Annotated in this window: 15 protein-coding genes; 10 read left to right on the forward strand and 5 right to left on the reverse strand. The window is 63.9% G+C overall.

Features of this window, described 5'->3' with window-relative positions:
• Positions 1 to 48 precede the first annotated feature (48 nt).
• The 4 genes from OOT33_RS15060 to OOT33_RS15075 are packed head-to-tail and all read left to right on the forward strand — an operon-like array spanning position 49 to position 2,843.
• The gene (locus tag OOT33_RS15060) at positions 49 to 327 is read left to right on the forward strand and encodes a DUF3572 family protein (protein ID WP_307750845.1); all 279 of its coding nucleotides are present in this window, start codon (positions 49 to 51) and stop codon (positions 325 to 327) included.
• Entirely contained in the window at positions 324 to 950 is a 627-nt protein-coding gene (locus OOT33_RS15065; RefSeq protein WP_307750846.1) for an HAD family hydrolase, read from the forward strand. Before OOT33_RS15060 ends, OOT33_RS15065 begins: the two co-directional genes overlap by 4 nt.
• Positions 947 to 1,684: a glycerophosphodiester phosphodiesterase family protein gene (locus tag OOT33_RS15070; RefSeq protein ID WP_307750848.1), complete on the forward strand. Its 738-nt coding sequence runs from the start codon at positions 947 to 949 to the stop codon at positions 1,682 to 1,684. The genes OOT33_RS15065 and OOT33_RS15070 overlap by 4 nt, the downstream gene beginning before the upstream one ends.
• Positions 1,677 to 2,843, forward strand: a complete 1,167-nt coding sequence (locus tag OOT33_RS15075; protein ID WP_307750849.1) for a GNAT family N-acetyltransferase — start codon at positions 1,677 to 1,679, stop codon at positions 2,841 to 2,843. Before OOT33_RS15070 ends, OOT33_RS15075 begins: the two co-directional genes overlap by 8 nt.
• 4 nt (positions 2,844 to 2,847) lie before the next feature.
• On the opposite strand, the gene OOT33_RS15080 is transcribed toward OOT33_RS15075, so the two are convergent.
• A complete protein-coding gene (locus tag OOT33_RS15080; RefSeq protein WP_307750851.1) occupies positions 2,848 to 3,150 on the reverse strand; it encodes an SEL1-like repeat protein in 303 nt (100 codons plus the stop codon).
• Positions 3,151 to 3,261: 111 nt separating this feature from the next.
• On the reverse strand, positions 3,262 to 4,122 hold the full coding sequence (gene panC, locus OOT33_RS15085; RefSeq protein ID WP_307750852.1) for a pantoate--beta-alanine ligase: 861 nt from the start codon (positions 4,120 to 4,122) through the stop codon (positions 3,262 to 3,264).
• Positions 4,123 to 4,201: 79 nt separating this feature from the next.
• Here panC and OOT33_RS15090 point away from each other — a divergent pair, with 79 nt between their 5' ends.
• Genes OOT33_RS15090 through pgmG form a run of 3 tightly spaced genes read left to right on the forward strand, consistent with a single transcriptional unit; the run spans position 4,202 to position 6,867 of the window.
• A complete protein-coding gene (locus tag OOT33_RS15090) occupies positions 4,202 to 5,005 on the forward strand; it encodes a division plane positioning ATPase MipZ (RefSeq protein ID WP_307750853.1) in 804 nt (267 codons plus the stop codon).
• Complete coding sequence (locus OOT33_RS15095) at positions 5,005 to 5,424, forward strand: DnaJ domain-containing protein (RefSeq protein ID WP_307750855.1); 420 nt, start codon at positions 5,005 to 5,007, stop codon at positions 5,422 to 5,424. The genes OOT33_RS15090 and OOT33_RS15095 overlap by 1 nt, the downstream gene beginning before the upstream one ends.
• A 60-nt stretch (positions 5,425 to 5,484) precedes the next feature.
• Positions 5,485 to 6,867 (forward strand): phosphoglucomutase/phosphomannomutase PgmG, encoded by a 1,383-nt coding sequence (gene pgmG / locus OOT33_RS15100; RefSeq protein WP_307750857.1) that lies wholly within the window; start codon positions 5,485 to 5,487, stop codon positions 6,865 to 6,867.
• Between the two features lie 229 nt (positions 6,868 to 7,096).
• Here the strand turns inward: pgmG and OOT33_RS15105 are convergent, their stop codons facing one another.
• The gene (locus OOT33_RS15105) at positions 7,097 to 7,966 is read right to left on the reverse strand and encodes a rhodanese-related sulfurtransferase (RefSeq protein ID WP_307750858.1); all 870 of its coding nucleotides are present in this window, start codon (positions 7,964 to 7,966) and stop codon (positions 7,097 to 7,099) included.
• A 198-nt stretch (positions 7,967 to 8,164) separates the two neighbouring features.
• Here OOT33_RS15105 and OOT33_RS15110 point away from each other — a divergent pair, with 198 nt between their 5' ends.
• A complete protein-coding gene (locus tag OOT33_RS15110; protein ID WP_307750859.1) occupies positions 8,165 to 10,930 on the forward strand; it encodes a TonB-dependent receptor domain-containing protein in 2,766 nt (921 codons plus the stop codon).
• A gap of 164 nt (positions 10,931 to 11,094) precedes the next feature.
• Here the strand turns inward: OOT33_RS15110 and OOT33_RS15115 are convergent, their stop codons facing one another.
• Positions 11,095 to 11,775, reverse strand: a complete 681-nt coding sequence (locus tag OOT33_RS15115) for a YggS family pyridoxal phosphate-dependent enzyme (protein WP_307750860.1) — start codon at positions 11,773 to 11,775, stop codon at positions 11,095 to 11,097.
• Between OOT33_RS15115 and OOT33_RS15120 the strand changes: the two genes are divergently transcribed.
• The gene (locus OOT33_RS15120) at positions 11,774 to 12,349 is read left to right on the forward strand and encodes a thiamine phosphate synthase (protein WP_307750861.1); all 576 of its coding nucleotides are present in this window, start codon (positions 11,774 to 11,776) and stop codon (positions 12,347 to 12,349) included. The genes OOT33_RS15115 and OOT33_RS15120 overlap by 2 nt on opposite strands.
• Positions 12,350 to 12,469: 120 nt before the next feature.
• Here OOT33_RS15120 and OOT33_RS15125 read toward each other — a convergent pair whose 3' ends face one another.
• Positions 12,470 to 13,186 (reverse strand): hypothetical protein, encoded by a 717-nt coding sequence (locus OOT33_RS15125; RefSeq protein WP_307750862.1) that lies wholly within the window; start codon positions 13,184 to 13,186, stop codon positions 12,470 to 12,472.
• Positions 13,187 to 13,365: 179 nt separating this feature from the next.
• On the opposite strand from OOT33_RS15125, the gene OOT33_RS15130 reads away from it, so the two are divergent.
• Positions 13,366 to 13,821 carry a DUF3576 domain-containing protein gene (locus tag OOT33_RS15130; RefSeq protein ID WP_307750864.1) on the forward strand — a complete coding sequence of 152 codons (456 nt, stop codon included), beginning with the start codon at positions 13,366 to 13,368 and terminating at the stop codon, positions 13,819 to 13,821.
• Positions 13,822 to 13,891 lie beyond the last annotated feature (70 nt).

Raw genomic sequence — 13,891 nt, forward strand, 5'->3', positions numbered from 1 at the left:
ATTAAGGCGGCGATGCCGCGATCTACGCCACACGATGGAGAGGCATTCATGCGCGCGGAAATAGGGAATGGCAATGCGGAGGAGGGCGAAACACTGGCATTGCGCGCCCTTGGGTGGGTTTTGTGCGACGATCGGCGTGCGCAGCGGCTACTGGCGCTTACGGGCCTTGAGGCGGAAGACCTGCGGCGCCATGCCGGCGAGCCGGCGACGCTGCGCGCTGTTATCGGCTTTCTGCGGGCGCATGAGCCGGATCTGGTGGCATGCGCGCAGGAGCTGGGCGTCGCGCCAGAGCGGCTGGCAAACCTCGAGCGGGAACTGAAGGCATGACCCGCCCCCTCATCATCACCGATTGCGACGAGGTGCTGCTCCACATGGTCGTACCCTTCCGTGACTGGCTGGACGAGGTGCACGACATCCATTTCGATCTTTCCAACCACAGCTTCATCGATGCGCTGCGCCGCAAGGCCTGCGGCACGGTGCTGGAGGTGGGGGAAGTGTGGACGATGCTGCGCGCCTTCTTCGGCTCTGAGATGCACCGCCAATATCCGATCGATGGCGCGCTGGAGACGCTCGCGCGTCTGTCTGCGATCGCAGACATCGTCGTGCTCACCAATATCGGCGAGGCGGAGCATGAGGGGCGGATCGCGCAGCTGCGCAAGCTCGGCGTAGAGCATCCGGTGTACTGGAACCAGGGAGGCAAGGGCGCGCCTGCCCGCCGCCTGATCGATGAATATGCGCCAAGCGCCGTGCTCTTCGTTGATGACCTTGCCCAGCATCACGACTCAGTGGCGGAGCATGCGCCCGAGGCCTGGCGGCTGCATATGGTAGGCGAGCCGCTGATGGCGCGCCATATCCCCCCGGCCCCCGCAGCCCATGCGCGGATCGACTCCTGGGCGGCGGCAGAGGGCTGGATCAGGGAGCGGCTGGCGCAAGGCAGGGCGGCGGCATGAGCGGACGGGCGGCGTTCCTGACCGAATGCGATTATGCCCATCGCGGGCTGCATGGCGGCGGGCAAGGCCTCATCGAAAACAGCCTGCCCGCCTTTGCCGCCGCGCTCGATGCGGGCTTCGGAATGGAATGCGACGTGCGCCTTTCTGCGGATGGAATCGTCTATGTTTTCCACGATGAAACGCTGGATCGGCTTACGGCGAAAACCGGTGCTTTCGGGCGGTGTTCAGCGCAAGAGCTGGCCGCAATATCGCTCAACAGAAATGGCGGCACTATTCCAACACTGCGCGCGCTGTTGGAAACTGTCGGAGGGCGCCAGCCGCTCCTGATCGAGATCAAGATCGACGGGGTCGAGCCGGTCTCCCCCTTGTGCGCGGCGGTGGAGGCGGATCTGCGCGGATACGCCGGGCCGGTCGCCATCATGTCGTTCGATCCGCGCGTGGGGCGCTGGTTCGCCACCCACGCGCCGCAGGTCGTGCGCGGGCTGGTCGTCACCGAGGAGGGCGGCAAAGGCTGGTGGGGTCATCTGAAACGCGCGCTGGCGATGCTTCACGCGAAACCGGACTTCCTCGCCTACGATATTCGCGATCTGCCCAGCCCGTTCGCCACGCGCGCCCGGCTGGAGGGCGTCCCGGTGCTGAGCTGGACCGTGCGCACTGCGGAGCAGTGGCAGACGGTGCGCCAGCATGCCGACGCAGCGATCTTCGAGGGCGAGGTGCAGCCACGCCATGGCTGAGGGAGAACCGATCCCCGAAGGCGGCCTCATCGCGCGCACGCTGGAGGGCGTTTCCGCGCTCGACGCCGCGCTCTGGGATGCCTGTGCGAAGACAGACGACCCCTTCCTCTCCCACAACTTCCTTTCCGCGCTGGAAGAGTCGAGCAGCGTCGGCCCCGGCACCGGCTGGCAAGCCTCGCCCATCGCCATCGAGGACGCCGCCGGAGCACCGCTCGGCGCCCTGCCCGCCTATTTCAAGGGCCACAGCCAGGGCGAATATGTGTTCGACCATGGCTGGGCGGACGCTTGGCAGCGGGCGGGCGGCAAATATTACCCCAAGCTCCAGATCGCCGTGCCGTTCACGCCGGTGACCGGCCGCCGCCTGCTACTGCGCGATGACGCCGCGCCGGCCATCGCCTCCGGCCTCATCGCCGCCGCCGAGCAGTTGGTGGCGCAACAGGGTCTCAGCTCCGCCCACGCCACCTTCATCGCGCCAGAGGAAGTGCCGCTGTTCGAGGCGGCGGGCTGGCTGATCCGCGAAGACAGCCAGTTTCACTTCACCAACGAGGGCTATGCCGATTTCGACGACTTTCTTGCCCGCCTTTCCAGCGCCAAGCGCAAGACGCTGCGCAAGGAGCGGGCGCGGGCGCAGGAGGGGCTGGACATCGTGCACCTCACCGGCGATGCGATCCGGCCGGAGCATTGGGACGCGTTCTGGGCCTTTTATCAGGATACCGGATCCCGCAAATGGGGGCGGCCTTACCTCACGCGCAGCTTCTTTGACCTGATCGGCGCGCGCATGGGCGAGAGTATCCTGCTCATCCTCGCGCTGCGCGGCGGACAGCCGATCGCGGGCGCGCTCAACTTCATCGGCGCGGAGGCGCTATATGGCCGCTATTGGGGCTGCGTGGAGGACGTGCCCTTCCTCCATTTCGAACTATGCTATTATCAGGCGATCGATTTCGCGCTGGCGCGGGGCCTGAAACGGGTGGAGGCAGGCGCGCAGGGCGGGCACAAGCTGGTGCGCGGCTACGCGCCGGTGCCGACCTTTTCCGCCCATCATATCCCCCACCCCGATTTCCGGCGGGCGGTGGCGCAGTTTCTGCGCCAAGAGCGCGCGGCGGTCAGCCAGGACCGGGAATGGCTGGCAGAGCGAACGCCGTTTCGGCGGGAAGATTAGAAGATCAGGCCGCGTAGCGGGTGGCCGATGTCGCGCCCAGCCATGCGCGGGCGAGGCGTTGCGCTTCGGCTATCTCCCGCGCGGTCATTTCCTCGGCGACTTCGGCACGCATGGCCTGCCCCTCTTCGCTGCCCGCAAGCGCCGCGAGGTTCAGCCATTTGTGCGCCTCGATGAGGTCGATATCGACCCCCCCGGTGCCGCAACTATATGCGATACCCAGTTCATAACATGCCTGCGCGTCTCCGCGCGCCGCCTCCGCCAGACGGCTTTCTATCAGGAACTGTGCGGACTTTATGCTATTTGCCACAAGCGTCTCCTCGACCCCGATTGAGGTGAAGATTTGCGAATCATGGCTAAGATAAGGTTAACGACACGGTGAACGCCCAACGGTTCGTCGCAATGACCTGAAAGTGTTACATTAAAGTGAACGAATGCCGGGCGCGCTCACGGCCATGTTGTCTATAAGCCGCGTTGTTCCCAGCCGCGCGGCGACCAGCAGGCGCGCAGGTCCGCCGATTCTGCGGACGGGCTGAAGGCTGCCGGCATCAACCAGCTCGACATAATCAATCGGCCCGAATCCCGCCGCTGCCAGCCGGTTTTTCACCCCAACGAGCGTGCCATCCACTTCCGCCCCTGCTTCCAGCACGGCCACCGCTTCGCGCATCGAATCGGGCAGCGCCACGGCCCGGGCGCGCTCCTCGGCTGTCAGATAGGCATTGCGGGATGAGAGCGCGAGGCCATCCTCCGCCCGCGCCGTCTCCACGCCGATGATCCCCAGCCCCATATCGAGGTCCGTCGCCATCCGCCGGATCACGGCAAGCTGCTGGAAATCCTTCTCCCCGAACAGCGCAACGTCAGGTCGCACCTGATTGAACAGCTTCGCCACCACCGTTGCCACGCCATCAAAATGGCCGGGCCGGGCCGCGCCGCACAGCCCCTCGCTCACGCCACTCACTGAAATCGTGGTGGCGAAGCCTGCGGGGTACATCGCCTCAACCGTGGGCGCCCAGAGTATCGCAACGCCTTCCGCCTCCAGCATCGCCGCGTCGCGCGCCTCCTGCCGGGGGTAGGCATCCAGATCCTCGTTCTTGCCGAACTGCATGGGGTTGACGAAGATGGAAGCGACGACATGGTCCGCATGGTCCCGCGCCCTGCGTACAAGGCTCATATGCCCTTCGTGCAGCGCGCCCATGGTCGGCACCAGCGCAACCCGCCCTCCCCCAACCTTCAGAGCGGAAATAGCCGAGCGGAGCGCGGGAACGTCACGGACTATTTGCACGGGCGATTTGCCTCCGTTAAGGGTCTGACACAGTGCCGTCGCACTGCATAGCCATCACCGGGGGGAGACGGAAGTCAGCATGTCGGGTCCGCAAGCGCATATCATCGTTTTCGCCAATGAAAAGGGCGGCACCGGCAAGTCCACCACCGCCGTGCACACCGGCGTCGCGCTATCAGCCATGGGCCACAAGGTCGCGATGCTGGACCTTGATCCGCGCCAGCGCACGGTGACGCGCTACCTCGAAAACCGCACCGAAACCGCGCGCCGCCGCGAGATAGACCTGCCGACGCCGATCTTCCGCGTTTTCGATGGATCGCGCGAGGACGACCTCGATTCGGCCTACAAGAACCTTGCCGAGGGCATGGACTTTCTGATCGTCGACACGCCGGGCCGCGACGACGCCTACGCCAAATATATGGCCGCGCGCTCCAACACGCTCGTCACGCCGATGAACGACAGCTTCGTCGATTTCGACCTTATCGGCCAGGTCGATGCCGAGAGCTTCAAGGTGAAGCGCCTGTCCTTCTATGCCGAGCTGATCTTCGAGGCGCGCAAGACCCGCGCCAAGGCGGATGGCGTGACGATAGACTGGGTCGTGCTGAGGAACCGCCTGCAACATTTGGAGGCGCGCAACATGCGCCGGGTGGGTGAGGCGCTGATCGAACTTTCGAAGCGCGTGGGCTTCCGCGTGATCCCCGGCCTGTCCGAGCGCGTGATCTTCCGCGAGCTGTTCCCCTCGGGCCTCACCCTGCTCGACAAGGGACATCTGGGTGATCTGGGTTTCAGCCACCTCGCCGCGCGGCAGGAGCTGCGCGAGATGGTGACGGGCCTTGCCCTGCCGCTGGTGGAGCAGCGCGCCGAAGCCGGGATGAGCGCCGCCTGATGGGTTTCCTCGCGCTGGTCCTGATCGGATTTGCGGGCTGGCTGATCTTCACCGGCAGGCTGGCGCGGCTTACCGGCAAGGACGGCATGATGCTGGGGCTGGCCATCGTCGGCGCGGTGATGATTGCGCGCGGCGGCAAGTTCTGGGGCGCGATCCCGCTCGGCATTGCTGCTCTCTATGCGCTGCGGCGCTGGTCCGCAGTCCGCCCGCGCGCCGTGATCGCCGAGCCGCAGGCCGTGAGCGAAGCGCGCGCATTGCTGGGGGTGGGCGTGGGCGCCACCGCAGAGGATATCCGCGCCGCCCACCGCCGCCTTATCGCCAAGATCCACCCCGATGCCGGGGGCACGGAGGCTTTGGCAGAGAAAATTAACGAGGCCCGGTCCATATTGCTGCAACATCTCTCCGCGAGAGACGTTTGACGCCATTCAATAAAGACAAGTCGCATCCGCCAACCTTCACCAAGACCATGCAGGATTTCGATGACCCACAATTTCCACCCCACCACCCTTCGTGAATATGACATCCGCGGTATCATCGGCGAGACGCTGGGCGAGGATGACGCCTATGCCATCGGCCGGGGCTTTGGCACGCTGATCGCCCGCGCGGGCGGCAAGAGCGTGGCAGTGGGATATGACGGTCGCGTCAGCTCGCCGGTGCTGGAGGCGGCGCTGGTGCGTGGTCTCAACGACAGCGGCATTCACGCGGTGCGCGTCGGCATGGGGCCGACCCCGATGCTATATTATGGCGAGGCTACGGAGCAGGTGGATGGCGGCATCCAGATAACCGGCAGCCACAATCCCGCCAATTACAATGGCTTCAAGATGGTATTTCAGGGCCGCCCGTTTTTCGGCGCGGACATCCTCGGCCTTGGCAAGATGGCGGCGGAGGGAGACTGGGTCTCCGGTAGCGCCGGATCGACCCAGATCGACATCATGGACCGCTATGTCGCCCGCCTGATCGAAGGATTTGACGGGCAGGCGCTGCGCATCGGCTGGGACGCCGGCAACGGCGCGGCCGGACCGGTGGTCGAGAAGCTGGTCAAGCTGCTGCCCGGCGAGCATTTCACGCTGTACACCGATGTAGACGGCAATTTTCCTAACCATCATCCCGATCCTACCGAAGAGAAGAATCTGGAGGACCTGAAGGCGCTTGTCGCGGAGAAAAGACTCGATTTCGGAGTCGCTTTTGACGGCGACGGTGACCGGATCGGCGCGATCGACGGCGAGGGCCGGGTGATCTGGGGCGACCAGCTGCTCGCCATCTATGCCGAGGCGGTGCTGCGCGAGGTGCCCGGCGCCACGATTATCGCGGATGTGAAGGCCAGCCAGGCGCTGTATGACCGCGTTGCGGAGCTGGGCGGACAACCGCTGATGTGGAAGACGGGCCATAGCCTAATTAAGTCCAAAATGAAGCAGACTGGAAGCCCCCTCGCAGGGGAAATGAGCGGCCACATCTTTTTCAAGCACGAATATTACGGCTTTGACGACGCGCTCTACGCCGCCGTGCGCCTCATTCGGGCGGCAGGCACGCTCGGCAAGAGCGTCACCCAGCTGCGCGGCGAGATGCCCGCCATGGTGAACACGCCTGAAATGCGCTTTCAGGTGGACGAAAGCCGCAAGTTTGCTGCCGTAGACGAAGTGCTGGCCCGTTTGAAAGCGGCGGGCGCTGAAGTGAACGACACCGATGGCGCGCGCGTCAACACTGCGGATGGCTGGTGGCTGCTGCGCGCGTCGAACACGCAGGACGTGCTGGTCGCACGGGCCGAGGCGAAGGACGAGGCGGGTCTTGAGCGGCTGATGGCGCAGATAGACGAGCAGCTTGGCCTTTCGGGCATCAAGCGCGGGCCACAGGCGGGGCATTGATTCGCGAGTCGGGGCCGCGTGTCAGCCGAGCTCGGCCCCAAAATGGTGCGAAATTTAACGGCTTGTTAAGTCGGCCTTACGCATTTTTTTCCGCGATAACTCTACGGAAACGCAAGAAAATCGGGGCGAGTGCATTTTTTGCAATCGCGAGGCGTTGTTTCGCACTTGCGAAATAAGCCTCCCCGACGCACATAGAGAGTGCCTTTCAGGCATCCTCTCCTAAAAACTTTCAGCCGCCCTCCGGGGCGGCTTTTTTTTGGCCATGCTGCGGCGCGCAGTGATGCGTCTCGCCCATGTGGTAGGGCCAGCCGCAGGAGGCGCACATACGGTCGCCCGACGGCTCCAGCCCGTGGCCAACAGACACGCGCTCGTCGAACACGAAGCAGTTGCCCTGCCAAAGGCTTTGATTTTCTGGCACTGCCTCAAGATAGCGCAAAATGCCGCCCTTGAGGTGATAGACTTCGCCCAGCCCCATGGCTCGCGCCAGCGCCGTTGACTTCTCACATCGTATGCCGCCTGTGCAGAACATGGCGACCTTCGGCGCCGCCCGCCCCTCCTCCGCCCAGCGCGCCTGCTCGCGCGCCAGCCAGCCGGGAAATTCGCTGAAATTGCGGATAGCCGGGTCTATCGCACCCGCGAAGGAACCGATCGCAACTTCATAGTCATTGCGCGTATCGATCAGGATCGTGTCCGGGTCGGTGATCAGGGCGTTCCAGTCCTGCGGCTCTACATACAGCCCCGCATTGCGCGCAGGGTCGACCTCGCCCGCGTTCATCGTCACGATCTCGCGCTTGAGCTTCACCTTCATGCGCCCGAACGGATGCGCATCCGCCCAGGCGTATTTCACCTCCAGATCCGAACAATCCGGCAGGGTGCGCAGCCGCGTCACCAGCAGGTCGATGGCGGGTTCCGTGCCGGACACCGTGCCGTTGATGCCCTCCCGCGCCAGCAACAGCGTGCCCCGGACATCCAGCTCAGCGCACCAGACCCTGATTTCCGCCCGCAGCGCGGTGGGGTCATCGAACCGGGCGAAGCGATAGAGCGCGGCGATGCGGATAGGGGGTGTTACCGGCTTTTCGGGCGTATCGATTGCTGTCATGCCTGTTCCGTTACGGCTTATTGCCATGTGCTGGCAATATGGCCTGAGCAGGTGTGGCTTATCTGCACGTTCCGCAGAAAATGCAGAGTAAAAATGCTGTAAAATTCAGACAGCAAGGTTGCACTCCTGCTAAAATGGGTCATATTTGTCTCATAACCAACGGTCCGTCAGAGATCATGTAAAATGGAAGGGTGCATCATGAAGAAGAGCCTTGAAATTTTCACTCCCGGCGCTGCGGTGGCAGCCATTGCCTTCAGCCTTTCGGCCCACGCACAGGAAACAAACTCCGCCCCGGCTGCTGATCAGGCCGCGCCTGCCGCCGCTGATGAAGCTCCGCAGGAGGAAGGCCTCATCATCGTCACCGCCACCCGCCGCGCCAGCCCGCTGGCCAATGTGCCGATCGCCGTTTCCGCCGTCACCGCCGCCTCCCTGCAGAACAGCGGCGCGAACGACATTCGCCAGCTCAATCAACTCGCTCCCTCATTGCTGGTCTCCTCCACCGGCTCCGAAGCCAATGGCGCGGCGCGCATTCGCGGCGTCGGCACGGTGGGCGACAATCCCGGCCTGGAAAGCTCGGTCGCGGTGTTCATCGATGGCGTCTACCGCTCGCGCACCGGCGCGGGCCTGACCGACCTTGGCGAGATCGAGCGGATCGAGGTGCTGCGCGGGCCGCAGGGCACGCTGTTCGGCCGCAACGCCTCGGCGGGCCTCATCAACATCGTTTCCAAGGGCCCGGAATTCACATTCGGCGCCAAGGGTGAAATCACCTACGGCAACTATGATTTTTGGCGCGTGTCGGGCAGCGTCACCGGCCCGGTGAGCGAGAAGATCGCGCTGAGGATGGACGGCGTGTGGAGCCAGCGCGACGGCTTCATGAAGCTTGTAGACGCTGCGGGCAACAAGGTGGGCGATACCAACGACCGCGACCGTTATTTCCTGCGCGGGCAGGCATTGCTGGAACCGAACGATGCGCTCTCCATCCGCCTGATCGGCGACTATACCAACCGCGATGAAAGCTGTTGCGCGGCGGTGTATATCTCCAAGCGCGAAGTGCTCGCTCCCGCGCCCGGCACGGTCAACCCCACAAGCCGCATCGCTACCATCCTTCAGACGATCAGCGGCGTGCCCATCACCATAGATCCCTATAGCCGCACCACCAGCATTACCCCGGGCCGCGACTATGTTTCAAAGCTTAAGGACTGGGGCCTTTCGGGTGAAATCAACTATGATTTCGGTGACACGAAGCTCACCAGCATCACCGCTTACCGCGACTATAAATCCCGCGACTATGGCGACTATGACTATAACCGTGCGGACATCGTGTACCGCGATCCCAACACCTATCGCCAGTTCAAGACCTTCACGCAGGAGCTGCGGCTTCAGGGACAGGCGTTCGACAACAAGCTCGACTGGCTGGTAGGTGGCTATTATTCCAACGAGAAGCTGACGCTGGTCGACAATATCCGCTTTGGCGCGGATTATGGCCTGTTCGCGACGTGCCGAATTCTTTCAGGCAGCCTTCCGGCGGCCAGCCTGCCGTGCAACAGCCGGGCATCCTTCCTGGCACCGACGGTCGGCGTGATTGATCAAGTCACAACTAACCCGATATTGAATGGCGCACTGCGTACTTTGGTCAATATCGGCGCGACAGGCACTGCTGGAGACCGCGATGCGCAGTACAAACAGGACAGCGAGAGCATCGCCGCCTTCACACACAACATCGTCCATATCACCAACAAGCTCGATCTTACCGTCGGCTTGCGATACACGCATGAAAAGAAAAAACTTTCTGCCACTTTCAACAATGACAACGCGGCGTGCACCGCCCTGCAAACGAGGGTAGCGGGCGCTCCGAATGATCTTGTCGATCTGACATCGGGCGCATTTGGCGCTTCGGCCGCCCAGCTTTCTCAAGGCATTCTCGCCCTCGGCTGTCTAGGTAACGGCAGCCCGGCGCTCAATGCCCTCGCCCTTAATGACAGCATCAGCGACAACGAGCTTTCCGGCACCGCTGTGCTGTCTTACAAGCCGACGCGCGAGATGCTGATCTACGCCAGCTATTCGCGCGGGTACAAGGCGGGTGGCTATAACCTCGACCGGTTCGAGCTGGGCAACTACGGCACCAATGGTGGCAACACCGCGCCCGCGACATATTTCACCCCGCGCAGCGCCGCAGACTCCCCCTCGCTCCGTTTTGCGGCGGAAAAGGTCGATGCGTTCGAGGTCGGCATGAAATACAGCACCCGGCAGTGGGGCGTTAACATCGCGGCCTTCAGGCAGGAGTTCAAGAACTTCCAGCTGAACACCTATAACGGCTTCAGCTTCGTCGTGCAGAACATCAACGGCTGCGACGGCACGCTCTCGGCAGGCACCTGTGCCAAGGGCGATGTGAAGCCCGGCCTCGTCAGCCAGGGCATTGAGCTGGAGCTGAATGCCTCGCCGGTGCGTAATGTCCGGGTAAGCGGCGGGTTGACCTATGCCGAGGCAAAGTTCGCCAAGCGGCTGGTCGGCAGCGGCGATGGGCAGACTCCGCTGGACTCGGCGCTGTTCCTGCTGCCCGGCCGCATCAACAGCAACGCACCGAAATTTGTTACCACCATGAGCTTTGCGTGGACGCCCGACATCGGCTCCAGCGGGGTTTCCGGCCTGCTCTATTTCGATGGCCGTATGACCGGCGACTACAATACCGGCTCAGACCTGTTCCCCGAGAAAACGCAGGATGGCTATGATGTGTGGAACGCGCGCATCGGCATCCGCGGGCCAGAGCAGCGCTGGGCGGTAGAGTTCTGGGGCCAGAACGTGTTCAACACCAAATATACCCAGGTGGCGTTCAACACCCCGTTGCAGGGCAGCAATTCCATCGCACATGTCCAGGCTGGCCGCGCGACCAGCGCGACGCAGCTGTTCTCCGCCTATCTGGCTGAGCCGCGCACATATGGCATCACCATTCGCGGCAAGTTCTGACTTGACGTCATAGAGCATCGTGCGCAAAAGTGGGGACCGGTTTTGCGCCAAAACGATGCGGTAAAACAAAAACTTAGAGCGCGCTGACCGATCCAGATTTAGCGCAGCGCGCTCTAGGATTTGGGAAGGCCGCCTCGACATCGGGGCGGCCTTTTCGGTTTCGGCTAACCCCGCGCGCCGAACAGTGCGGAGCCGACGCGCACATGGGTCGCGCCGAGCATCACCGCCGTCTCATAGTCGCCCGACATGCCCATGGAGAGGCCTTCGAGCCCGACATCCCGCGCCATCTTTGCCAGCAGCGCGAAATAGGGCACCGCCTCGACATCGGCCGGTGGCACGCACATCAGCCCGATGACGGGAATACCGGCCTCCTGCGCGGCGGCCAGCAGGGCGGGTACATCGGCAATCGCGCAGCCGCCCTTTTGTGGTTCCTCGCCGATATTGACCTGGACGAAGCACGGCACCTGCCGCCCCGCCGCCGCCATCGCCTTGCCCAGCGCCGCGACCAGCGACGGCCTATCGAGCGAATGGATCACATCGAACAGCCCGACTGCCTCCGCCGCCTTGTTGCTCTGAAGCTGGCCGACGAGGTGCAGCGTAACGTCGGGATAGCGCGCGCGCAGATCGGGCCATTTGGCTTGCGCCTCCTGCACCCGGTTTTCGCCGAAATGGCGCTGCCCCTGCTCCAGCAAGGGCAGGATCGCGTCGGCCCCATGCGTCTTGGAGATGGCGATCAGCGTCACGTCGTCGGCGCTGCGCCCGGCGAGCGCGGCGGCTTTCGCTATGCGGCCGCGCACCTCGGCAAGCGGGGTCTGGGCGGGCGTTTCGAGAGTGGATTGGTCCATGCGCGCCGCTATAGAGGGCGACATGCTCCGCCGCCAGCCCCCTTCATCCCTGCCGCGACTGTGGCTGTTTACCGATGAACGGGTAGAGGAAGCCCACTTGCTGCGCGCGATTGCCCGGCTGCCGCGCGGGGCAGGCGTGGTGTTTAGGCATTATGGGCTGGAGCGCGAGGCGCGACGTGACCTGTTTGACAAGGTAGTGACGCTGGCGCGGCGGCATGGCCTGCTCCTGCTGGCGGCAGGTGATGTGCCGGGCCGAGGCGCGCATGGCGTTCACCGCCCGGCTCACGCGGCCACCCGCCGCAAGGTCCTGCTCGGCCTCGTCTCAGCAGCCGTGCATGATATGCGCCAGCTTGCCGCCGCCTATCGCGCGGGCGCGGACATCGTCTTCATCTCGCCCGTTTTTCCGACCCGCTCGCACCCCGGGGGGCAAACACTCGGGCCGATGCATTTCGCCACGCTGACAAGGCGCGCGCGCTGCCCGGTCATCGCACTTGGCGGCATGACCCCCGCGCGCTTCCGCCGCCTCAAACCGCTCGGCGCCCACGGCTGGGCCGCTATAGATGCGCTGTGTTAGATTTGGCTCAGGGCGTGGCGAAAATGGTGTTTTTCGAGAACCGGCGCGGAGCGTACTTTCAGTACGTGAGCACCGGAAGCGCAGAAAGGCGCCATTTGCAGCCCGGCCTGGGCCAAATCCCTAGAATTTGAACTTGGTGCCTACGTAGACAGCCTGATCATCCTGCTTGCCATCAGTGATCGGCGCGAGGCGGTTGTCCGGCCCCTTATAGCGTACACCCGCCGTAACGTTGAGGTTGCGGGTGAGCGAATAGCTGCTGCCGATCGCGACGCTGAGCTTGCTCTCGCCGGCAAGCGTCTGCGGCGCGGTGCCGGCATCGCGCTTGGCGTCAAGCTGTACGTCCGCCTTCAGGCGGGATGGTTTGCTCTCCAGCGAAAAATTGCCTGCGACGGGCATGTCGATGAAAACCGGGTCCAGAGACTTGCTGCCCACCTTGTCCGGCAGGGCGAACTTGCGCCAGCCGCGCGATGCATCGAGGTTGAAGGCCAGCGGCGCGATGCTGAGCGGCCCGGCGGCGCGCTCCTCGCCCCGCGCGGCGCCTTGATCCGCGCGCACCAGCACGGTGATCGAGCGGCGGCCGCTCAAGGAGCCGCTGGTCGGCGTGAAGCGGAACTGATTGCCGCCGCGCTTCAACACCGCGCGGGCATAAGCGGAGGAGAGCTTGGGATCGTGGATCGCGGGCGTGAACGAGGCGATGCTGCCCAGCTCACCCAGCGACACGGGCACGGTGCTGCGCAGACGGAGCAAGTCACCCACGGCGCCGAGCGCAGGCACAGCCGCGACAAGCGCGAGCCCCGCAACCAGCGTGTATCCGACATGCTCCCTGAACCCGGCCATTCCCAGTCCGACTCTTATTGTCTTTGATGGCGCTATCATATGCCTTTCCCGTGAAAATTTCCAGCTTTACCCCTAATATTTTTGAATATCTTGCCGAATGGCGCAGGGTGGCTATAGAAGCACGACATCCGTGCCGCGGCTGCATCGTCGCGTCCGCCGCCAAGACTGGAAAGTGCGCCATGACATTGCAGTTCCCCGCCCGTCTCCTTGCCTCTGCCGCGATCGTCCTCGCGCTCGGCGGGCTTGCCGCCTGTTCGGGCGGCAACAAGCGCCCCAAGGCGGATCTGGCGGCATCGAAGGTGACGACGATCGGCGTCAACGCCTATCTGTGGCGCGCGAGCCTCGAAACGCTTTCGTTCATGCCGCTGGTGCAGACCGATTCGAATGGCGGCGTGATCGTGACGGACTGGTACGCCAACCCCAATGCGGTGGGTGAACGCATGAAGGTGACGGTGACGATCCTCGATCAGGATCTGCGCGCCGATGCGCTGCGCGTCGCCGCCAGCCGCCAGGTGAACCAGAACGGCCAGTGGGTCGAGGTGCCGGTTCAGGCCGCCACGGTGCAGAAGCTGGAGGAGATCATCCTCACCAAGGCGCGTGACCTGCGCCGCATGGCGATCGGCGAGCAGGACTGATCGGCCAGCATCCACCAGTGTTACAATGAGCCGGGGCGTCGGCGGATGCGCCCGGCGGGGAGCATGACGA

This window comes from Sphingobium sp. DEHP117 (genome assembly GCF_030867385.1).
Classification (GTDB): domain Bacteria; phylum Pseudomonadota; class Alphaproteobacteria; order Sphingomonadales; family Sphingomonadaceae; genus Sphingobium.